Source organism: Curtobacterium sp. JUb34, from assembly GCF_003755065.1.
Taxonomy (GTDB): domain Bacteria; phylum Actinomycetota; class Actinomycetes; order Actinomycetales; family Microbacteriaceae; genus Curtobacterium.
Window position 1 is genome coordinate 81,628 of the sequence record NZ_RJVH01000004.1, and the last position, 20,769, is coordinate 102,396.

General features: G+C 72.1%; 18 protein-coding genes. 9 read left to right on the forward strand and 9 right to left on the reverse strand.

Annotated features, from left to right (window positions below):
* Positions 1-23: 23 nt before the first annotated feature.
* Positions 24-569, forward strand: a complete 546-nt coding sequence (locus EDF63_RS14375; protein ID WP_185021440.1) for a DUF805 domain-containing protein — start codon at positions 24-26, stop codon at positions 567-569.
* A 127-nt stretch (positions 570-696) separates the two neighbouring features.
* Here EDF63_RS14375 and EDF63_RS14380 read toward each other — a convergent pair whose 3' ends face one another.
* The 3 genes from EDF63_RS14380 to EDF63_RS14390 all read right to left on the reverse strand — a co-directional run bounded on the left by EDF63_RS14380 (position 697) and on the right by EDF63_RS14390 (position 4,040).
* Complete coding sequence (locus tag EDF63_RS14380; protein WP_123313720.1) at positions 697-2,433, reverse strand: glycosyltransferase; 1,737 nt, start codon at positions 2,431-2,433, stop codon at positions 697-699.
* Positions 2,434-2,552: 119 nt separating this feature from the next.
* Entirely contained in the window at positions 2,553-3,416 is an 864-nt protein-coding gene (gene rfbA / locus EDF63_RS14385; protein WP_111085998.1) for a glucose-1-phosphate thymidylyltransferase RfbA, read from the reverse strand.
* A 15-nt stretch (positions 3,417-3,431) separates the two neighbouring features.
* Positions 3,432-4,040 carry a dTDP-4-dehydrorhamnose 3,5-epimerase family protein gene (locus EDF63_RS14390; protein WP_123313721.1) on the reverse strand — a complete coding sequence of 203 codons (609 nt, stop codon included), beginning with the start codon at positions 4,038-4,040 and terminating at the stop codon, positions 3,432-3,434.
* Positions 4,041-4,138: 98 nt separating this feature from the next.
* Here EDF63_RS14390 and EDF63_RS14395 point away from each other — a divergent pair, with 98 nt between their 5' ends.
* The 6 genes from EDF63_RS14395 to EDF63_RS14420 all read left to right on the forward strand — a co-directional run bounded on the left by EDF63_RS14395 (position 4,139) and on the right by EDF63_RS14420 (position 11,397).
* Positions 4,139-5,080: a glycosyltransferase family 2 protein gene (locus EDF63_RS14395; protein WP_111086000.1), complete on the forward strand. Its 942-nt coding sequence runs from the start codon at positions 4,139-4,141 to the stop codon at positions 5,078-5,080.
* Complete coding sequence (locus EDF63_RS14400) at positions 5,070-6,629, forward strand: glycosyltransferase family 39 protein (RefSeq protein ID WP_123313722.1); 1,560 nt, start codon at positions 5,070-5,072, stop codon at positions 6,627-6,629. Before EDF63_RS14395 ends, EDF63_RS14400 begins: the two co-directional genes overlap by 11 nt.
* Positions 6,626-8,233 carry a glycosyltransferase family 39 protein gene (locus EDF63_RS14405; RefSeq protein ID WP_123313723.1) on the forward strand — a complete coding sequence of 536 codons (1,608 nt, stop codon included), beginning with the start codon at positions 6,626-6,628 and terminating at the stop codon, positions 8,231-8,233. Before EDF63_RS14400 ends, EDF63_RS14405 begins: the two co-directional genes overlap by 4 nt.
* On the forward strand, positions 8,230-9,216 hold the full coding sequence (rfbB, locus tag EDF63_RS14410) for a dTDP-glucose 4,6-dehydratase (protein WP_123313724.1): 987 nt from the start codon (positions 8,230-8,232) through the stop codon (positions 9,214-9,216). Before EDF63_RS14405 ends, rfbB begins: the two co-directional genes overlap by 4 nt.
* Positions 9,213-10,064, forward strand: a complete 852-nt coding sequence (rfbD, locus tag EDF63_RS14415) for a dTDP-4-dehydrorhamnose reductase (protein WP_123313725.1) — start codon at positions 9,213-9,215, stop codon at positions 10,062-10,064. The genes rfbB and rfbD overlap by 4 nt, the downstream gene beginning before the upstream one ends.
* Positions 10,065-10,254: 190 nt before the next feature.
* Positions 10,255-11,397, forward strand: coding sequence for a glycosyltransferase family 1 protein (locus EDF63_RS14420; RefSeq protein ID WP_123313726.1), 1,143 nt, complete (start codon positions 10,255-10,257; stop codon positions 11,395-11,397).
* 12 nt (positions 11,398-11,409) lie between these two features.
* Here the strand turns inward: EDF63_RS14420 and EDF63_RS14425 are convergent, their stop codons facing one another.
* The 5 genes from EDF63_RS14425 to EDF63_RS14445 form a co-directional block, all read right to left on the reverse strand.
* On the reverse strand, positions 11,410-12,165 hold the full coding sequence (locus tag EDF63_RS14425) for a glycoside hydrolase family 16 protein (protein WP_123313727.1): 756 nt from the start codon (positions 12,163-12,165) through the stop codon (positions 11,410-11,412).
* Between the two features lie 331 nt (positions 12,166-12,496).
* Positions 12,497-12,964, reverse strand: coding sequence for a 5-(carboxyamino)imidazole ribonucleotide mutase (gene purE, locus EDF63_RS14430; RefSeq protein ID WP_185021477.1), 468 nt, complete (start codon positions 12,962-12,964; stop codon positions 12,497-12,499).
* A 54-nt stretch (positions 12,965-13,018) separates the two neighbouring features.
* Positions 13,019-14,116, reverse strand: a complete 1,098-nt coding sequence (locus EDF63_RS14435) for a glycosyltransferase (RefSeq protein WP_123313729.1) — start codon at positions 14,114-14,116, stop codon at positions 13,019-13,021.
* A gap of 349 nt (positions 14,117-14,465) precedes the next feature.
* The gene (locus tag EDF63_RS14440; RefSeq protein ID WP_123313730.1) at positions 14,466-16,136 is read right to left on the reverse strand and encodes a glycoside hydrolase family 6 protein; all 1,671 of its coding nucleotides are present in this window, start codon (positions 16,134-16,136) and stop codon (positions 14,466-14,468) included.
* Between the two features lie 215 nt (positions 16,137-16,351).
* A complete protein-coding gene (locus EDF63_RS14445; protein ID WP_123313731.1) occupies positions 16,352-17,488 on the reverse strand; it encodes a 5-(carboxyamino)imidazole ribonucleotide synthase in 1,137 nt (378 codons plus the stop codon).
* A gap of 113 nt (positions 17,489-17,601) precedes the next feature.
* Here EDF63_RS14445 and EDF63_RS14450 point away from each other — a divergent pair, with 113 nt between their 5' ends.
* Positions 17,602-18,087 carry a GtrA family protein gene (locus EDF63_RS14450; RefSeq protein WP_123313732.1) on the forward strand — a complete coding sequence of 162 codons (486 nt, stop codon included), beginning with the start codon at positions 17,602-17,604 and terminating at the stop codon, positions 18,085-18,087.
* A complete protein-coding gene (locus EDF63_RS14455; protein WP_123313733.1) occupies positions 18,084-19,637 on the forward strand; it encodes a DUF2142 domain-containing protein in 1,554 nt (517 codons plus the stop codon). Before EDF63_RS14450 ends, EDF63_RS14455 begins: the two co-directional genes overlap by 4 nt.
* Positions 19,638-19,722: 85 nt before the next feature.
* Here EDF63_RS14455 and EDF63_RS14460 read toward each other — a convergent pair whose 3' ends face one another.
* Positions 19,723-20,754, reverse strand: coding sequence for a lysylphosphatidylglycerol synthase domain-containing protein (locus tag EDF63_RS14460; RefSeq protein WP_185021441.1), 1,032 nt, complete (start codon positions 20,752-20,754; stop codon positions 19,723-19,725).
* Positions 20,755-20,769 lie beyond the last annotated feature (15 nt).

Sequence of the window (20,769 nt, forward strand, 5' to 3'; positions counted from 1 at the left end):
GCGACCTCGCTAGGCTCGGCGCCGTGCACCGCGACCCGGAACCCTGGCTCGGCTGCGGCCCGATCGACGCCGCCCGCCGCTACGGGACGGGGGCGTTCACGTTCCGCCGTGCCCGAGCGAGCCGGGCCGAGTTCTGGTGGGCACGCGCCGTCGACCTGCTCGTGGTCTGGCTCGTCGTGACGTTCGTGCCGATGGCCACCGGGATCCCGGATGCCGACGACTCGATGACCGACTTCCAGAACACCCCCGGGTTCCTCGGGATCGGCCAGGCCGTCCTGAGCCTCAACGGCAGCCCCGACGGCTGGCACGTCGTCGCCCAGGGGCCGCCGTCGCAGTGGGTGCTGTTCGTGTGGTGGGTGCTGACGGCCATCCCGAACCTGGCGCTCGGCGCACGACGACTCCGCGACATCGGTACCCCGGCGTGGATCGCGCTGCTCGGTGGTGTGCCGATCGTGGACCTGTTCCTGCTGCTCGGTGCCCTGCGTCGCAGCTGGCGTCCGACGCTCCCGTCGGACCCGGACCCGGACCCGTCCAGCGCCGAAGTCCCCGTCGCCCACCGCGCCGCGTAGGGGGCACGGCCGATCCGGATCGACGCCGGGCGCGCCCCGGCACGGTCATCGCGCCCCGCCTCTTCGGGGCGCGATGACCACGGCGGGGCGCAGCTCAGGACGGGACTCGTCGACGCGGAGCGACGGGTCAGGCGCGGAGGCGGGCGTGCTCGGTACGGGCCGCCTCGAGCAGCACGGCGGCTCGGGCGTCGAAGGAGTGCTCGGCGGCGATGTGCGACGCGACCGCGGCCCGCTCGGCAGCAGTCGGCCAGGCGTACGACGGGTCCAGGAGCGCGGCGAGCTCGTCACGGGAACGCGCGACCGCGAGCGTCGGAACGTCGAGCAGCTCGGGTAGCCCGGCGACCTCGTCCGTCACGACGACTCCCCCGGACGCCAGTACGTCGAACACCCGGTTCGACACGAAGCCACCTGCCGCCATGTCCGGCCAGTGGTCGTTGAGCACCACGCGCGCCGAGGCGTAGGCCGTCGCGACCTCGGCTCGGGTCAGGGATGCTTCCCCGAGTGACTCCGCGGGGACGAGTGCTTCCCAGCCGGGCCCGTGCACGCGGAGGTCCGCCCCGAGCGCCACCCCATCGGAGACCACCGGGCGTGCGGTCCCGCGGGTCGAGCCGACGAACACCACGCGGTCGGCCTCCGGACTCGTCGCCGAACGCGCTCCGGGGTGGAACACCGACGGGTCGGTCGCCTGCAGCAGCGTGCGCACCGGTACGCCCGACCGCGCAGCAGCCGTCGCACCCCAGACCGGGCCGGCCGCGAACGCCGCGTCGAACGACCGCAGCTCAGTGTCCGACACGTCGTCGGGGTGGCTGATCACCCAGAGCAGGTTGACGGACGCCGGGTTCGGCGGCACCCGGTCGAGCCCGCGGATCACGAGCGTCACGTCGTCCGAGGCGTCGTCGTCCCGCACATGGGCGTCACGCCGGTCGATCCGGACGCGCTGCCCGAGGCGCTCGAGTGCCCCGGCGAGCTCGGCCGCGAAGTGCACGTCGCCCCAGCCGTCGCCCTCCGGCCCGGCCGGCGCGGCGATCTTCAGCGACCAGGCGAGCGGACCGGTGGCGCTGCCGGTCGTCCGGCGGACCGGTGTCACGGGTCGCGCTCCCCACGGCGGCAACGGCGGCCCGGCGGAGACTGCAGCACCCCGGCCGTCGACCGAGTCCCGTCTCGCGTCCCGCCAGGCCGAGAACGCGTCCACGGTGGCGGCGTCGATCGTCCGCCCGGGTTCAGCGAGTCGGACGGTCTCGCCGACGTCCTCCACCAGGATCGTGGGACCCGACTGCGGTCGCTGGCGCACAGCGCACGCGTGCGTCCACCCGACGAGCGTCGTCGGCTCGTCCGTGAGCACGGGCGCAGCGACGATCGCGGCCCGGGGCACAGCGAGCACGGGTTGATCGGCACCGAACACCGACTCCCCCGTGCCGAACGGACGGTCGTCCGACCACGGGAGTGCGCCGGGACGGATGAGCAGTGCACCGTTCCGCGCCGAACCGTCCGCCGTGCGCACCGAGGCCTGCACCAGGCGGTGGACTCCGGTCTCGGCGAGCGCCCGGAGGCCGGCAGCGTCGATCATCACCGAGGTGTCGACGAGCACGAGGACCCGTCCGACCCCGGCGGCGAGGCCGGCGTTGATCGCGGACCCCAGGCCGTCGACGGGCACGGTCCGCACCCACGGCAGGCGACGACCGAACGGGTCGCGCGGCGAGGCGTCGGCGACGTAGCTCACGGCGCGGACGTCGGCGCCACGGCCGAAGGCCTCGCGGGCGACGGCGACGAGGCGGGCGACCTCGGTGTGCCGGTCCGAGCGGGTCGTGACGAGGACCGTGACGACCTGGTCCAGGTGCGGCAGGGGACGGTCGAAGCCGGCCACGCGGACGACGTCAGCCGTTGTCGCGGACGCGGGACGGGCCTCCCGGTCGGGGTGGCCGGTCGCCGTCGTGTCGCGACGACGCCGACCGAACCACCCAGAACCGGACGCCACGGGCGGTGCTAGGCGCCGAGGAGCCGCTGGAGGTAGACGCCGTAGCCGCCCTTGACGAGCGGTGCGGCGAGCTCGGCGAGCTGCGCGTCGTCGATCCACCCGTTGCGCCAGGCGATCTCCTCGATGCAGCCGATCTTGAAGCCCTGGCGGTCCTCGATGACCTTCACGTACTCGGACGCCTGCATCATCGACTCGAACGTGCCGGTGTCGAGCCAGGCCGTGCCACGGTCGAGGACCTGGACGCCGAGCTCGCCGGCCTCGAGGTAGCGCTCGTTGACGGTCGAGATCTCGAGCTCGCCGCGGGCGCTCGGTTCGATCGTCTTCGCGATCTCGATGACCTTGTTGTCGTAGAAGTACAGGCCGGGGACGGCGTAGTTCGACTTCGGCTCGGCCGGCTTCTCCTCGATGGAGACGGCGGTGAAGTCGTCGTCGAACTCCACGACGCCGTAGGCCTTCGGGTCGGCCACGTGGTACGCGAAGATCGTCGCGCCGTCGACCTCGGTGTTCTTCCGCAGGTTCGTGCCGAGGCCGGTGCCGTGGAAGATGTTGTCGCCGAGGACGAGCGCGACGCTGTCGTCGCCGATGAAGTCCTCGCCGATGACGAACGCCTGCGCGAGTCCGTCCGGGGACGGCTGCACGGCGTACTGGATCTCCATGCCGAAGGCGGAGCCGTCGCCGAGCAGGGCCTTGAACTGCTCGTTGTACTCCGGCGTCGTGATGACGAGGACCTCGCGGATGCCGGCCATCATCAGGGTCGACAGGGGGTAGTAGACCATCGGCTTGTCGTAGATCGGCATGAGCTGCTTGCTGATGCCCTTGGTGATCGGCCAGAGGCGCGTGCCGGAACCGCCGGCGAGGATGATGCCCTTCATACGGTGACCCGTTCCCTACTTCTTCGTCCGGAGCGATTCGGTGTACGCGACGCACTCCTCGTACGTCGGCAGCAGACCGGCGGCCGCGGCCTCCTCGAGCGTCGGGGCGCTCGTGTCCTTCTCGGAGAGCACCGGCTCACCGATGCCGTCCGGCAGTTCCAGCCCGACGGTCGGGTCAAGGATCGTGATCCCCTTCTCGCGCTCCGGGTTGTAGTGCGCGCTGACCAGGTAGTTCACGGTGGACTGGTCCTCGAGCGCGACGATCGCGTGGCCGAGGCCCTCGGAGAGGTACACGGCCTTGCGGTCGACGTCGTCGATGCGGACCGAGTCCCACTGCCCGAAGGTCGGCGAACCGACGCGGATGTCGACGATGTAGTCGATGAAGGCGCCACGGACGGCGGTGACGTACTTCGCCTGGCTCGGGGCGACGAGGGCGTAGTGGATGCCCCGCGCGACGCCGGCCGACGAGATCGACATGTTCACCTGGCGGAGGTCCAGCGGGTGACCGACCGTCTCCTCGAGGACGTCGGCCCGGTACGCCTCGAGGAATGCTCCTCGTGCGTCGCCGTGCTGGACGGGCGTGAACTCCCACGCGCCGGGGATCTTCAGTTCGCGGATCTGCACCGGGGAAGCCTAGCAAGGTGGCGCATCGCATAGGCTGTCCTGGTTCTGTGCCCCGCGCCCCGCGCGCTGCGACTCCCGAAACGAGACCAAGCGAGCCCGTGAAGCTATTCGTCCAGATCCCCTGCCTCAACGAGGAGAACACCCTCGCCAGCGTCATCGACTCGATCCCGCGTGAGATCGACGGCATCGACGAGATCGAGATCCTGGTCATCAACGACGGCAGCACCGACCGCACCGTCGAGGTCGCCAAGGAACACGGCGTCAAGCACTTCGTGCACCACACCACCAACATGGGCCTCGCCCGGTCGTTCCGCGACGGCGTCGACTACGCCCTGCTGCACGGTGCCGACATCGTCGTCAACACCGACGGCGACAACCAGTACCCGCAGGCGCAGATCGCCGAGCTCGTCCAGCCGATCCTGCGCAAGGAGGCCGAGATCGTCATCGGCGACCGGCAGACCCGTACGATCGAGCACTTCTCCGGCTTCAAGAAGCTCATGCAGCGCTTCGGGTCGTGGGTCGCCAGCCGCGCCGCCGGACTCGACCTGCCCGACGCCGCGAGCGGCTTCCGCGCCTACTCGAAGTACTCGCTGATCCGCCTGAACATCGTGACGCGCTTCAGCTACTGCATGGAGACCATCGTGCAGGCGGGCTACAAGCGCCTGGCGATCGCGTCGGTGCCGATCACGACGAACCCGAAGACGCGCGAGTCCCGGCTGTTCAGCAACATCTTCCAGCACATGTTCGAGTCCGGTTCGGCGATCGCCCGCGTCTACCTGATGTACCGGCCGATGGCGCTGTTCGCCTGGGTCAGCGTGATCCTGGGCGGGCTCGGGCTCTGGCCGCTCGTCCGGTACCTGGTGCTGCTCGCGATGCAGACCCCCGGCAACCACCTGCAGTCGATCATCCTCGGTGTGGTGCTGCTCATCACGGCGCTGCTCTCCATCGTGATCGGCGTCGTCGCCGACCTCACCCGCCTCAACCGCACGCTGGCCGAGGAGCAGCTCGACCTGCAGAAACTGCAGCGGTATGGCGACTGACACGGCCCCGGCCGTGTCGGGTACCGTCGCCCGCCCGCGGGTCGGCCGTGCCGAGCGCGTCGTCGTCATCGCCCTGACGATCGCGTTCGCCGCCGTCCTGGGGGTCTGGGCGATCGTGACGACCACCTACAAGGCGCCGGACGAGCCGACCCACGTCGACGCCGTCCTGCACCTGGCGATCGGTGACGCCTGGCCGGAGCCGGGCGCGATGCACTACCTCAACGCCACGCACGACACCCAGATCAGCAACCTGCGCCAGCCGGCTGCCGACAACGCGACGTGGGGCGAGCTGCTGCGCGAGTTCCCGGGCGTGCACCCCACGAGCATCGACCAGATGTCGCAGCACCCGCCGACCTACTACGCGCTGGCCGCCGGGGTGCTCCACCTGGTGCACTTCGAGGACCTGCGGTGGGATCACGCCGTGATGGCCCTGCGGCTGTTCGACGCCCTGCTCGTGCTGCCCCTGCCGTTCCTGGCGTGGGCCACCGTGCGTCGGCTGACCGGTTCGCCCCGGGCGGCGCTGGTCGGAGGGGCCGCGATCCTGGCGGTCCCCGAGGTCGCGTCGATCGGGACCTCCGTCACGAACGACGCCCTCATGCTGCCCCTCGCGGGCGCCCTGGTGTACTTCGTCGTCCGGCTGCTCACCGGCGACCAGCGGGTGCGGACCACGGTGTGGATCGGCCTGCTGCTCGGCGCGATGCTGCTGACGAAGGGCACCGCGCTGCCCGCCGTCCCGTTCGTCGGCATCGCCGTGATGGCGGCGGGCTGTACCCGAGCGACCGTGTGGCGCAACGTGCTCCGGACGCTCTGGACGCTGGGCATCGCCGGCGTCGTCGGTGGGTGGTGGTGGCTGCGGAACATCCTCGTGTACCACGCGATCCAGCCCGACGGCATGGCGTACGCCCGTCCGTCGATGCCGTTCCCGGACGACACGGCCGCCAGCCCGGAGGTCTTCCTGCGCGACTACTGGAACGGTGTGACCCGTACGTTCTGGGGCAGCGTCGGCGGCCTCACGCAGTTCCAGTTCGCCCAGTTCCTGATCGACGGCCTGACCATCGTCTCGGTCGCCGGCATCGTCATCTGGGCGTTCCGCCGCGGCCCGTCGCTGCGGCCCGCGATCGTGCTGGCGTCGTACCCCGTCATCCTGATCGCCCTGCACATGCAGAGCGGCTGGGGCGGCTACGTGCGGAACACGATCGTCGCCGGCACCCAGGGCCGGTACTACTACCCCACCCTCATCGCCCTCATCGCCCTGAGCGCCCTGGCCTGGCGGCGTGTGACCGTCACAGCGGCCGGCGCCACACGACTGGCCGTCGGCATGTCCGTCGCGGCGACCGCCATCGCCCTGTACGGGGTCGTCTACGCGCTCCGGGCGTTCGGCCGCGACGCCGCGTTCTGGATCGACGAGTTCTCGATCGTCAAGTTCGACCAGTACGGCATGCTCGCCGCCGGCGGGAACTTCACGCTCGCCGCGGTGGCCGCGGTGGCGCTGATCGCCACGGCGGTCCTGCTCGTGCGGTTCATGCGCCGGCCGGAGGTGACGGCGTGACCGCCCGCCGCGAGTGGATCACCCTCGGGACGACCACCGTCGCGTGGCTGGGCCTGCTGCTCAGCTTCGCCCTGCTCACCCCCGCGTTCGGCGCCCCCGACGAGCCCGCCCACGTCGACGCCGCGTTCCGGCTGGCACTCGGCCTCGGATGGCCGCACGGTGGGGAGATGCACTACCTCGCCGCGGTCCGGCAGATCGTGGAGCACCCGGTGCCCGCCGTCGACCGCCCCACGGTCGACGCGCTCCTGGCGGCGGTGCCCGGCGACTCCCCCGCGATCGACCCGATGTCGCAGAACCCGCCGACGTACTGGCTCGTCGCCGCGGGCATCCTGCGCCTGATCCGGTTCGGCGCGCACGACTGGGCCACCTCGGTGCTCGTCCTGCGCCTGTTCGACGTCGCGCTCGTGACCGCGCTGCCCGTCCTCGTGTGGGCGACCGTCCGCCGGGTGACCCGGTCGCCGCGGACCGCCCTGGTCGCGCCGCTGCTGCTCTTCGCGGTGCCGCAGCTCGCACAGGTCGCCGCCGGCGTGACGTCGTGGGCGCCGATGATCCTGCTCGGCGCCGTGCTCGTGTGGCTGAGCGTGCGCGTGCTCACCGGCGACCGGTCGTGGTGGACGACGGCCGGTCTGGCCGTGGCGGTGACCGGGCTGGCGGCGATCAGCGCGCTCGGCCTGCTGGCGGTGCCGTTCGTCGTGCTCGTGTTCGTGCTGGCCCGCGACCAGCGCACCGCGAGCGACCAGCGCACCGCGACTGACCGGCGCGACCAGCGCCCGTGGCGCCGGTCCGCCCTGCACGCCGGTGTCGTCGTCGTCGCTGCCGCCGCAGTGTCCGGTTGGTGGTGGGTCCGCACGCTGCTCGTCAGCGGGACCCTGCTACCCGACGCCCTGCGCGGCGTGACCACCGTGCAGCCGTACCCGTCGGGCGGTGCGAACCCCGGCGCGTTCGCCGGTCGGCAGTGGGACGGCCTGACCGCCTCGTTCTTCGGGGACTTCGGCGCGAACCAGTGGCCGCTGCCGCCCATGGTCGTCGACGCCCTGGCGATCGTCGGACTCGTCGCCCTCGGCTGGTCGTACGCCCGCCGCGGCGCAGGACGCCGGGTGATGACGATCGCCCTGGTCTGGCCGGCGCTCGTCGTCGTCGCGACCCTGGCCTACAACTGGCGCAACTACCTCGGCACGCACCAGGGCAACGGCCTGCAGGGCCGGTTCCTGTTCGTGGCCGTCGTCGCGCTCGTGTTGTCGCAGGCCGTGGCGTGGCGGGCCCTGGTCATGCACCCGGAGCTGCGCCGTCGGCTCGCCCGGATCGCCGCCGTCGGCTCGTTCGCGATCGCGCTGTACGGCATCGGCACCGCGTACCGCGGCGCGTGGGAGAACGTCCAGTTCCGGGTGACCCCCGGCGGCCTGTCGGCGATGGCCGGCGGCTCGCTCGCCGGACCGGTCCCGATCGCGGTGGCCGGCGCGCTGTTCATCGTCGCCGCCGTCGCGGCCGTCGCGTTCGTCTGGCGCGCGGCCGCCGTGCCGAGCACCACGACCACCCCCGTCACCGGCCTCCCGCTAGAATCGCCGCCGACCCACGAACCGACCGTCAGGAAAGAGAACTCGTGAAGATCCTCGTCACCGGAGGAGCCGGCTTCATCGGCTCGAACTTCGTCCGCCGCACCCTGGAGGACGCGTACCCCGGCCTCGAGGGCGCCGAGGTCGTCGTCTACGACGCGCTGACCTACTCCGGCAACGAAGCGAACCTCGCCCCGGTCGCCGACTCCCCCCGCTACACCTTCGTGCACGGCGACATCCGCGACGCCGCGAAGCTCGACGAGGTCGTCCCGACGGTCGACGCGATCGTGCACTTCGCCGCCGAGTCCCACGTCGACCGGTCGGTCCGCGACTCCGGCATCTTCGTCGAGACGAACGTCGTCGGCACCCAGCGCCTGCTCGATGCGGCGCTCCGCCACGGCACCGAGCGCTTCGTGCACGTCTCCACCGACGAGGTCTACGGCTCCATCAGCGAGGGCTCGTGGGACGAGGAGCGCCCGCTCGAGCCGAACTCGCCGTACTCGGCGTCGAAGGCCGGCAGCGACCTGCTCGCCCGCAGCTACCACCGCACCCACGGGCTGAACCTCTCGATCACGCGCTGCTCGAACAACTACGGGCCGTACCACTTCCCCGAGAAGGTCATCCCGCTGTTCGTCACGAACCTGATCGACGACGTGCACGTCCCGCTGTACGGCGAGGGCAACAACATCCGCGACTGGCTGCACGTGGACGACCACACCCGCGGCATCGCGATGGTCCTGACCCGCGGCCGCGCCGGCGAGATCTACAACATCGGCGGCGGCACCGAACTCACCAACAAGGAGCTCACGCAGCTGCTCCTCGACGCGACCGGCAAGGACTGGTCGTACGTCGACCGGGTCGCCGACCGCCTCGGGCACGACCTGCGCTACTCGGTCGACATCTCGAAGATCCGGGCCGAGCTCGGCTACGAGCCGCAGGTCCCGTTCGAGCAGGGCCTGGCCGACGTCGTGCAGTGGTACCGCGACAACCGTTCGTGGTGGGAGCCGCTCAAGGAGCGCGCAGCGATCGCATGACCAAGTACCTCATCACCGGCGCCGCCGGCATGCTCGGCCGTGACCTGCAGGCCGCCCTCGCTGGCCGCGACGTGACGGCGCTGTCCCGCGCCGAGCTCGACATCACCGACCCGGCCGCGGTGGACGCCGCCGTCGCCGGGCACGACGTCGTGATCAACTCCGCCGCGTACACGAAGGTCGACGATGCAGAGGAGCACGAGGACGACGCCCACGCCGTCAACGCGACGGGCCCGAAGCTCCTGGCCGAGGCCGCGGTCCGCCACGGCGCGAAGCTCGTCACGGTGTCGACGGACTACGTCTTCGACGGCAACGGCACCGCCCCGTACGCCGAGGACGCCCCGACCGACCCGATCAACGCCTACGGCCGCACCAAGGCCGCGGGCGAGGCGTTCGTGCGCGAGATCGCCCCGGACACCTCGTACGTCGTCCGCACCGCGTGGATCTACGGCGCGCACGGGCCGAACTTCGCCGCGACGATGCTCCGGCTGGCCGGCTCGCACGACACCGTGAGCGTCGTCACCGACCAGGTCGGTCAGCCGACGTGGACCGGCGACCTCGCCGCGCGGATCGTCGAGCTCGTCGACGTCGACGCCCCCGCGGGCGTCTACCACGGCACGAATGCCGGACAGGGGTCGTGGTTCGACTTCACGCGTGCCATCTACACCGAGCTCGGCCTCGACCCCGAGCGCGTCCTGCCGACCGACAGCGCCGCGTTCGTCCGTCCGGCGCCGCGTCCGGCGTACAGCGTGCTCGGGCACGACGGCTGGTCGCGCGCCGGCCTCGTGCCGATGCGCGACTGGCGCGAGGCGCTGCGCGCCGCGGTGGCCGCAGGAGCGTTGACGAAGTAAGCACGGCAGTCGACCGGGAGGCCCGGATCACGTCCGCCGCGTCGCGAACGTGATCCGGGCCTCCCGTCTCGGTCCCCTGCCGCGCCCCGCCAGCGGCGCTCAGGGGGCAGCCCACCGGCCCTGGTAGGGTCGGGCAGCCGGGCGCCGGGCCGGTCCTCGGCCCCATCACCACGACGAGGAGACCAGCACCATGACCACCCTCCACGTCCTCGTCGACCAGGTCGTCGCGCCCGTCCCGGGTGGCATCGGGCGGTACGCCGAAGAGCTCGCCCGTCACCTCGTCGCGAACGCGCCGAGCGGGTGCGACGTCGCCGGGGTCGTGTCGGCGGTCAGCTCCGACGAGATGGCACACCTGCGCACGTTGCTGCCCGGCCTGTCCGACCTGCAGCGTCTGCCGCTGGCCCGTCGCGAGCTGTCGCTGGCGTGGCAGGGCGGCTTCGTCGGTGGCATCGCGAAGGGCATGGTGCACGCGCCGAGCGTCCTTGCTCCCCTGGTCAAGCACGACCGGTTCCAGGACCCGGGTCGGCAGACCGTCGTCACCGTGCACGACACCGTGCCGTGGACGAACCCCGAGACCCTGACGCCCCGCGGTGTCCACTTCCACAAGGCGATGGTGAAGCGGGCATGGAAGCACGCCGACGCCGTCGTGGTGCCCACCCACGCGGTGGCGAGTGCCCTGAACGAGATCCACCGCTTCGACGACCGGCTGCGCGTCATCGGCGGCGCCCCCAGCGGTCGGCTGCGGCTGCCCGTCGACGCCGACCTGCGCGCCGAACGCCTCGGCCTGCCGGACCGCTACGTGCTGGCCGTCGGCACGCTCGAACCGCGCAAGGCGCTCGGGTCCCTCATCGAAGCACTCGCGCACCCCGACGCACCGGCGGACATCCCGCTCGTGATCTCCGGCCCGGACGGTTGGGGCGACGTCGACGTGTACGGCACGGCCGAGCGCGCCGGGCTCGCCCGCGACCGCGTGAAGGTGCTCGGCCGGATCGACGACGCCGACCTCGCCGTGGTGTACGACCGGGCCACCGTGTTCGTGTTCCCGAGCTTCGCCGAGGGCTTCGGCCTGCCCGTGATCGAGGCGATGAGCTTCGGCACCCCCGTCATCCACTCCGACGACCCCGCCGTGGCCGAGGTCGCGTCGGACGCCGGGGTCACCGTCGCCCGGAACCCGCGAGAGTCCTACCCGGAGCGGATCGCACAGGCGGTCTACCAGGTGGTCAACGACCCGTTGCTCGCCGGGCAGCTCGCCGTCGCCGGTCCGGACCGCGCTCGCATGTACGACTGGAGCGACTCCGCCGCCGAGACCTGGCAGCTGCACGCCGACCTCTGAGCCGGCGGCACGTCACTTCTTGTACGTGTAGGTGCTGACCCAGTCGATGTACAGGTGGCCGGTGGCGCCCCAGTTGCCCACCTGGAACATGTAGCGGTGCGCGGTCTTCGGCACGTGCTTCGTGATCGTCTTGATCACCTTGCCGTCGAGGCGGTAGCGCACGGACTTCCCGGGGATCCACTCGATCGAGTACGTGTGCCATGCGCGCCACGAGACGCCGGTGCTCAGGCTCGTCGCGTTGACCTCCTGGCCGGGGGTCATCGAGTGGTGGTGCAGCATCGGCTGCTGGTCGAAGTTCGCCTCGGGGTAGTCGATCTCACCGTCCGACCACTTGTCGGACGACGGCCACAGCATGAACGCGGCGCCGTTCCCGTCGCCGCCGGTCGCCTTGGCACGGACGATGAACTTGCCGCCCTTGTGCCCCCACGCGCCCGACGGGGTGCCGAACGTGCCGGCGGCGCCGTGCTTGCCGTCGAGCTTGACGTCCATGTACCCGTTGTGGGAGCTGATCTGGGCGCCCGAGTAGTACATGCCGCCGGTGCCGTCCGGGTAGGGCTGCCACGACTTCGCGTAGGTCTTGGCGAACTTCCCCTTGGCCGCCGCCGCCGTGCTGAAGTTCTCGCGGAAGGTCTGCTTGAAGTTCCCGACGTTCCCGATCGGTGCCGAACTGGCGGACGCTGCGGTTCCTGTTCCGAGCGGTCCTGCGACGAGTGCGGCACTGAGGAGCACGACGGTGAGTGCGGCCCGCTTGGTTGCGCGTTTCTGCATGAGCTGTCACTCCCTGACGTGACGGTTCGCACCCGTTCCCGTGGGTGCTGGGAGGCCGGATCTCGACCACCCGCCGTTCACCGTAGTTGCGAAATGCAGCCCGCGCGCGGGGTTGACAGATCCGGTTTATCCCCAGTACGCGGGGGTTGCAGAACGTTCCGTCTACGCCGAGAAGTGCTGGTCAGCGGCGGTTTGCGGCCCCCCCGTTCTGGGGCTGACGGTAGCTCGGGGCGTGCGGCAAGCGGAGGAGCTCAGGCGCGCGTGCGACGGCGGCCGGGGCGAGGGCGGAGGTGTGACGACGGAGCCGGGTGCGCGCTGCGGTACCGGGGTCCTAGAGGGAGTCGCGCAGGCGCGCGGCCTTCTCCTCGACCAGCTTCTCGAGGCCGTCGGCGTACTCGGTCAGGCGGGCGGCGACGGCAGGCTCCGACGACCCGATGATCCGCGCGGCGAGCAGGCCGGCGTTCGCGGCGCCGTTGATCGCCATCGTCGCCACCGGGATGCCGGCCGGCATCTGCACGATCGACAGCAGCGAATCGAGGCCGTCGAGGCGTGCGAGCTGCACGGGCACGCCGATCACGGGCAGCGTCGTCATCGACGCCACCATGCCCGGCAGGTGCGCGGCGCCACCGGCACCGGCGATCACGACGCGGATGCCACGCTCGGCGGCGCCGCGGGCGAACCGGGTCATCTTGTCGGGCGTGCGGTGCGCCGACACGACGTCCGCCTCGAACGGGATGCCGAGCTCGGCCAGGATGTCGGCCGCAGCGCGCATCGTCGGCCAGTCGGAGTCCGACCCCATGATGATCGAGACGAGCGGCTGGACGGGTGCGTCGGTGTCGGTCACGCGACGAGCCTAGCCGAGCAGCATGCGGCGCCAGACGTCGTCGTCACGGCCGATCGTGCGCTCCCCCGTGACCCACCGGACGGCCCGTTCGTCGGCCGTCCCGCGCTCGACGGCGGCCCGGACCGCATCGCGCCACGCCACCACGTCGTCGGGCACCGCGACCGCACCGTGCGTTCGCGCCACGGCGTACGAGGGTCGGTCCGAGACCACCGCGGGCAGTCCGAGTGCGGTGTACTCCAGGAACTTCAGGTCGCTCTTCGCCCGGTTGAACTCCTCGTCGCGCAGGGGTGCGACACCGGCGCGCCAGCGCTCCCGGTGCGCCACGAGCCAGCGGGAGAACGCCGGGTAGTGACCGTCCGGCACCTCGATGCGGCGGAACCAGTCGGCGCCGCCCTCGTCGGTCACGCCGATGACCTCGAGCCGGATCGGCGTGCCGTCGGTGGCCGTCAGGTCGGTGAAGACGTCGCGCAGCAGTTCGAGGTCGGCCGCGTGGGTGAGCGTGCCCATGTAGAGCACCCGGTGTTCGCCCTCGGGGCGCTCGTCGTCGTCGTCGGTCGCACCGGGTGTCCAGAGCCCGGGATCGAGGGCGTTCGGCACGACCGTGACGTCACGGGCGATCGGGCGCACGACGTCGGCGAGCTCCGGCGTGCTCACGACGACGGTGTCGGCGCCGCGGACCAGCGAGTCGATCGAGGCGAGCCGGTCCGGGTCGTACTCGGCGCGTGCGAGGCGCTGGCGGCCGGACTCGGTGAAGAAGTCGTCGTCGACGTCGCCGACGACACGGACCCCGCGGGCGGCAGCGGCGGCGAGGAAGGGCTGCACGGCGTCGCGCGGCAGGATGTCGCGCTGCACCAGGACCGCGGCGTACGGGGTCGTGTCGGTCCCGTCGACGAACGCGACCGGGTCGACCTGGCGGACCTCGGCCCCGCCACTGGCAGCCAGGTGCTCGGTGCGCCGGACGACCCGCACGTGGGCGGACGCCGGGTGCGCTCCGTCGGCGCCCGCGACGACGTAGCCCAGGATCGGCAGCGGAGCGGGCACGGGGGGCTTCCCGACGACGGCCCGACGGAGTCGACGAGCGGCTCGGCGGACGAGATCACGCGGCATGCGCCCATCCTCTCGCACGTCGCACCTCGCGCCTCGCACCTCGCACGGAGTGATCGGACGCGCACCGTGCGGAGTTCGTCACCGGGGAGACCGTTGACCGCTCCGTGCGAGCCTGCACAGCCGCACCCAGCGATCAACCTCGCACCGAGTGAACAGTGCCGCACCGTGCGCAGAGAGGAGAACAGGCGTGCACCGTGCGGAGTTCGTCGCCGGGGAGACCGTTGACCGCTCCGTGCGAGCTTGCACGGCCGCACCCAGCGATCAACCTCGCACCGAGTGAGCAGTGCCGCACCGTGCGACCGCAGCACCCACAACCCGCACGGTGCGGGGTCGCCGCTCGCCCGAACGGTCAGCGCCGCGCCACCGTCACCGTCCGGCAGGGGCTCGCCCTCCGGTCCTTCCCGCTGCCGGTGTTCCGCGCGACCGCGCAGACGGTCCGCTTGCCGGCCTTGAGGGCGACGGTGCCGGCGAAGCCGTGCTTCGCGCCGGAGCCCCACGTCCGATCGACGTCGGCGCGCACGCGTCCCGCCGACAGCGACGTCACCCGCCTGCCGTCGACCGTGATCGCGACGGTGCTGGCGGACGACACGGCGTCGCCGTCGAAGGCCCAGCCGCGCACGCTGATGCCGCCCCGCTTGCCCGTCACGGACTCGAGCGCGACGTAGGGGTCGTGCCGGAAGGCGCGGACGGTGGCGCACCCGAGCGTGGTGTCCGACCCGGCGCCGATGTTGACGGCGGTCACGCAGACCCGGCGAGCGCCGGCGGACGCGGGCACCACGGCCTCGAAGCCGTGGGTCACCCCGACACCCGCAGCGGCGTCCACGTCGGTCCGGCGGAGTCCGGCGGTCACGGCTCCCGCGGCGACACCGTCGACGGTGGCGCGGACCCGGACGGGCTGCGTGGGGTCGTCCTCGTCGAAGGCCCATCCCCGGACCCGGACGCCACCGCCGGTGCCGGCGACGACCTCGAGCGAGCCCTGTGGCGCGAGGTCGGCCGCCGGGACCCCGAGCCGGGCGTTCGCGACCAGGGCCTGGGCGTAGGACGACCACCACTTGCCCGCGGCGGGGGCGCCGTTGCAGGTGCCGTCGCTCGCGCCGGGGGTCTTCACCCACAGCAGGGCGTCGAGCGCGGTGCCGTCGGCGACGACCCGCGGCGAGGTGCCGAGGCCGGCGCCGGGGCCGTTGCACCAGGTCCCGCGCCAGCCCTGCCCGTTCCGCGAGGTGTCGATCACGTAGTGGGAGCCGCCGGTGGCGGCAGAGACCTTCTGCGCGTAGGCCTGTTCCTGCGCGGTCGGGTAGTAGTTCGCGACGTTCGTGAAGAACCCGCGGGCCCGCTGCACGCCGGCGCTGTTCAGCCGTGCGGCCATGGTCGCGGGCGGCACCCAGTTCGAGTTGCCGGCGTCGAGGTAGGCGGGGACCCCGGCGGCGGTGAGTCCGGCGACCGTGCGGGACAGGATCCGGTAGCGCTGGTCGTCGAGCGTGGTGCTGCACTTCGCGTTGCTGAGCATCGCGAGCGAGTCCGGCTCGACGATGACGGCGGCACGGTGTCCGGCGAGTGCGGCGGTGACCTGGTCGACCCACGCGTCGTAGGAGTCTTCGGAGAACCCGCCGGCGGAGTACCCGCCGCAGTCCCGGTCCGGAATCGCGTACAGCACGAACACCGGGGTGGTGCCGGACTGCTCGGCGCCCGCGACCGCCGTGCTGATCGTCCTGGTCAGCTGGGTCCCCTGCGTCCACTCGCCGAGCCAGGTCGCCACGGGGTAGCGGGCGATGGTCGACGCCGCGGTGGCACCGGCGGGATCGGAGGCGGCGAGCGCGGTGGCCGCCTTCGCTGCCTCGCTGGTCGGCGACCGGTACGGCCCGGCACCGTAGAGCGAGGCGGCGGACGCGGACCGGATGGTCGTCGCGGACGTCGCTGCGGTGGCGCTCGACGCGAACGAGACGGGCAGCACCCCGCCGACGAGAGCGGTGAGTGCGACGGCGGCGGCGCAGAAGACAGCACGGCGCGGACGGCGGCGCATGGACACACTCCTCGGACGGTCGACCCCTGACCGGTCCATGGGAACACGGGCCTCCGCGCGCCACCACCCGCCAGTGCGGGTGCCACCCGAGCGGGTGTCGGCAGTCCTGGGGACGTGTCGGCCGCCCTGGACGCGACCCGCGGACGGACGGGAGGCCCGTGGCGGCGTCGCCACGGGCCTCCCGTCTGCCTTCCGTCGCGTCGACGGGCCCGGCGTCAGTCGTCGAAGTGCGCCGCGGCCGCCCGTGCGCGGTAGACGACGTCGTCGACGTCGTCACCGATCACGGTGACGTGCCCGATCTTCCGACCGGGGCGGGGGGCCTTGCCGTAGAAGTGGTACTTCGCCTCGGGGAACGCCTCGAGCGCGGCCGGGTACCGGGCCGCGAGGTCGCCGTCCGCCGGCCCGCCGAGCACGTTGATCATCACGGCAGCCGGGGCGAAGGACCCGGTTCCGCCGAGCGGCAGGTCGAGCACCGCACGCAGGTGCTGCTCGAACTGACTCGTCGTCGCACCGTCGATGGTCCAGTGTCCGGTGTTGTGCGGTCGCATCGCGAGTTCGTTGATGAGGATGCGCTCATCGGCGGTCTGGAACAGCTCGACGGCCAGGACCCCGGTGACCCCGAGCTCCTCGGCGATGCGGACCGCGATCGACTCCGTCACGTCGGCGATGCGGCCGGCGCTGTCGGGCGCGGGAGCGATGACCTCGGCGCAGACGCCGTCGCGCTGCACGGTCTCGACCAGCGGCCACGCGACCACCTGGCCGGACGGGCGGCGGGCGACGGACTGCGCGAGTTCGCGGGTGAACGGGACGAGCTCCTCGGCGAGCAGGGCCTGCCCGCCGCCGGCCTCGGCGACGGCGATGAACCAGTCGTCGACGTCCGAGGGGTCCGACACGACCCGCACGCCCTTGCCGTCGTAGCCACCGCGGGGCGTCTTGACCACCGCGCGGCCACCGTGGTCGTCGAGGAAGGCGCGGAGCTCGTCCGGGTCGTGCACCGCGGCCCAGTCGGGCACCGGCAGGCCGAGCTCGCTGAGCTTCGTCCGCATCGTGATCTTGTCCTGCGCGACGGCGAGCGGGCCGGGACCGGGGCGGACGGCCACCCCGGCGTCGACCAGGGCGCGCAGGACGTCCTGCGGCACGTGCTCGTGGTCGAACGTGATGACGTCGACGTCGCGGGCGAACGCCAGGACCGTCGCGGCGTCGTGGTAGTCGCCCTCGGCCGTGGCGGCGATGGCGGCCGACATGCCCGGCCCCTCGGCGAGGACCCGGATGTCGATCCCCAGCTCGACGGCCGCCGGCACCATCATCCGTGCCAGCTGTCCTCCACCGATGACCCCGACGCGCAACGCCATGCTGTGTGATCCTTCCGGCGTTCACACCGCCCGGGGTGAACGCGTTGTCTACAATCGCTGTTCGGGTCGCGTTGTGCACGGCCCGCGACAACTCTACGGATCCTGGAGGGCACGTGCGGCGCCTCATTGCCCAGCTGGCACGCTTCGGCGTGGTCGGCGCCGTCGGCTTCGTCGTGGACACCACGGTGTTCAACGTGCTGCGCATCACCGTCCTCGACCCGGACGAGGTCCACTCCGGGCCGTTCTGGGCGAAGGTGATCTCCACGGTCGTGGCGATCTTCGTCAACTGGATGGGCAACCGGTACTGGACGTTCCGCGAGCAGCGCCGCGCGGTCGCCACCCGCGAGGGCATCGAGTTCGTCGTCGTCTCGCTCGGCGGCATGGTCATCGCCCTCGCCTGCCTCGGGGTGTCCCACTACGCGATGGGGCTGACCTCGGTCCTCGCCGACAACGTCGCGAACATCGTCGGCCTGGTGCTCGGCACGGTGTTCCGCTTCTGGCTCTACAAGGTGTGGGTGTACCACCCCGAGCGGACCGGTTCCGAGCCCGTCGCCACCGACGTCGCACACGAGGGGCGCGCCCTAGACTCGACCGGGTGACGGCCCACGAGACCACCACCAGCACCACCGCACCACCCCGCACCGCCCGCTGGGAGCGTGTGGCGATCGCCGTCGTCACGGCGACCTTTGGCCTGTGGCTCGTCGCCTGGGCGCTGATCGTCCCGGTCTTCGAGGCCCCGGACGAGACGGCGCACGTCGACGCCGCCGTGCACGTCGCGCTCGGTGACGCGTGGGCCGCTCCCGGCGAGCTGTTCGTCACCAACGCCGTGCAGGCCGCGAAGGTCGAGCAGGCGACCAAACCGTCGAGCGAGTGGTCGACCGTCAGCGAGCTGCTGCGGAACGCCCCCGGGGCGTCCTCGACCGTCAACCAGATGACGCAGCACCCGCCGACCGCCTACCTCGCCGGCGCCGCCGTGCTCCGTGCCGTGGACTTCGGCGACCTGCGGTGGGACCGGGCGTTCACCGCGCTGCGGCTCGCCGACGTCCTCGCCGTCACCGCCCTGCCGCTGCTGGCGTGGGCGTCCGTCCGCCGGGTGACCCGGTCGCCGCGGGCCGCGCTCGTCGGTGGACTCGCGGTGTTCGCGACGCCCGAGCTCGCGTCCATCGGCTCCTCGTTCTCGAACGACGCCCCCGTGCTGCTCGTCGCCGGGATCGTCGTGTGGCTCGCCACCCGGCTGCTCACCGGGGACACCCGGTGGCGCACCACCATCGCGCTCGCGGTGGCGCTCGGTGCCCTGGTGTGGATCAAGGGCACCGGACTGCCAGCGGTGCCGTTCGTGGCGGTGGTCGTGCTCTTCGCCGGCGCCGGGGTGCTGTCGCTGCGGCAACGGGTGGTCCGCACCGTGGTGACGATGGCGGTGTCCGGTGGCATCGGGGCGTGGTGGTGGATCCACAACTGGTTCGCCTACGGCCGGATCCAGCCGAACGGGTACACGGCGATGCGCCCGCCGAAGGACTTCCCACCCGGCGAGCACCCGACCCTCGGGCACTTCCTCGACGTCAGCTGGGGAACACTCGCTCGCACGTTCTGGGGCAGCTTCGGCGGTCGCGCACAGGTCAGCATGGGCGACCTGCTCACCGCCGTCCTGACGGTCATCGCGCTCGTCGTGCTCGTCGGCTGGGCGTTCCGGCGGGGCCCCGACCTGCGGGTCGCGCTGTGCCTGTCGGTGTTCCCGGCGCTGCTCATCGGCATCCAGAACCGGACGAGCGCGCACTCCTACCTGACCACCACCGAGGTCGCCGCGACCCAGGGTCGCTACTACTTCCCCGCCATCGTCTGCCTGATCGTGCTGAGCGCCATCGCTTGGCGTCGCCTGGTGCCCGCCGGGCGCACACGTTCCTGGGTCGCCGTGGCGCTGGCCGTGCTGCTGCCCGCGGTGGGCGTCTACGGGTTCGCGGTGGCGTCGGCGTGGTTCTGGAACGCGGCGCTGTTCCCGGTCACGGGCCGCGGGCTGCTGCGCTACTCCGAGATCGGTCCGGTGCCGCCCGCGGTGCTCGTGGTCGTCGTGGCGTTGGTCGCGGTGGGGCTCGTCGCGTCCGTCGTGCGGGTCGCCCGAGCCGACCGTCGGGTGGCCGCCCCCGCGTCGTGACCACCCCTCGCGCGCGGCGTGTGCGCTCGGGGCGTGCGCGCTCGCGGCGTCCGCGCGCGCCGTGCGTGCTCGCGGCGTGCGCGCGTCAGGCGGCGGGGGCGCGGCCCTCGACCGCGGAGGGGTCGTCGGTCGGGCGACCACGACGGAACCACGTCGGGGCTGCGGCGCAGAGCAGGAAGAGTCCGTCGACCGCGAGGCTCCAGATGCGGGTGACGACGACCACCACGAGGGCGACCGGCACCGGCATCACCAGCGCGAGCAGGAGGGCCTGGACGCCCTCGCGGACACCGAGCCCGCCGGGGGCGAAGACCGCCAACATGCTGATCGCCGAGGCCATGCTCGCGGCACCGATGACGAACGCCGCGTCGGAGAGCTTCAGCGACGGGTACACCGCCAGCGTGATGAAGTAGTACGCGGTACCCGACAGCACCGCGCCGGCGACGTACAGTCCGGCCCCACCGAGCACCGTGCCGAGGTTCGGGCGCACGTCGGCCTCGAGCGGCTTGCGGCGCAGGATCTTCAACGCGATGCCGATCAGGAACACGAACACCCGCGGGATCAGGCAGACGACGCAGCCGACGAACGCCGCGATCATCAGGGCGATGAGCCACGGGTCGAGGTCGTGCGTGCGCGGGTCGATGAGCAGCAGCACGAGCGCCAGGGCCAGCGTGGCGGCGATCTGCAGGGCGCCCTCGAGCAGGCCGCTCACGCCGAGCCGGGCCTTCGAGACGCCGTGCTTCGAGGCGAAGTAGACCTTGCCGATGATCCAGGTGGCCGCCCCGGGGATGTAGCGACCCATCCAGGACTTCGCGTACACGTAGGTCAGGGTGACACCGCTGCCCTTGAGCCCGGTCGCGCCGAGCCGTCGCAGCAGGTAGAACCAGATGCCGACACCCCAGTAGCGGAACCCGAGGCTGATCAGCGTCGCGACGACCACCCACCCCCACTGCCAGTCGGCCTCGGCGAGCTGTCCCCAGTCGACGCCGCGCAGGTAGAGCACGAGGAACACCGCGAGCAGGACGTAGAAGACGATCGGGATCGCCTTGCCGAGGAACCGCCGCCACTTCGGCGGACGCTTCCCCTCGGGTGCGGGGGTGTCGCTGGTGGTTCCTGACAAACGTGGTCTCCTGCC

What these genes read in the sequence shown, in the direction of transcription:
- purE (WP_185021477.1), bottom strand. Translation starts at nt 12,964, where the DNA reads ATGGGGTCGGACTCCGACTGGCCGACGATGCGCGCTGCGGCCGACATC.
- EDF63_RS14425 (WP_123313727.1), bottom strand. Translation starts at nt 12,165, where the DNA reads ATGCAGAAACGCGCAACCAAGCGGGCCGCACTCACCGTCGTGCTCCTC.
- EDF63_RS14435 (WP_123313729.1), bottom strand. Translation starts at nt 14,116, where the DNA reads ATGCCGCGTGATCTCGTCCGCCGAGCCGCTCGTCGACTCCGTCGGGCC.
- EDF63_RS14420 (WP_123313726.1), top strand. Translation starts at nt 10,255, where the DNA reads ATGACCACCCTCCACGTCCTCGTCGACCAGGTCGTCGCGCCCGTCCCG.
- rfbA (WP_111085998.1), bottom strand. Translation starts at nt 3,416, where the DNA reads ATGAAGGGCATCATCCTCGCCGGCGGTTCCGGCACGCGCCTCTGGCCG.
- EDF63_RS14400 (WP_123313722.1), top strand. Translation starts at nt 5,070, where the DNA reads ATGGCGACTGACACGGCCCCGGCCGTGTCGGGTACCGTCGCCCGCCCG.
- EDF63_RS14440 (WP_123313730.1), bottom strand. Translation starts at nt 16,136, where the DNA reads ATGCGCCGCCGTCCGCGCCGTGCTGTCTTCTGCGCCGCCGCCGTCGCA.
- EDF63_RS14445 (WP_123313731.1), bottom strand. Translation starts at nt 17,488, where the DNA reads ATGGCGTTGCGCGTCGGGGTCATCGGTGGAGGACAGCTGGCACGGATG.
- rfbD (WP_123313725.1), top strand. Translation starts at nt 9,213, where the DNA reads ATGACCAAGTACCTCATCACCGGCGCCGCCGGCATGCTCGGCCGTGAC.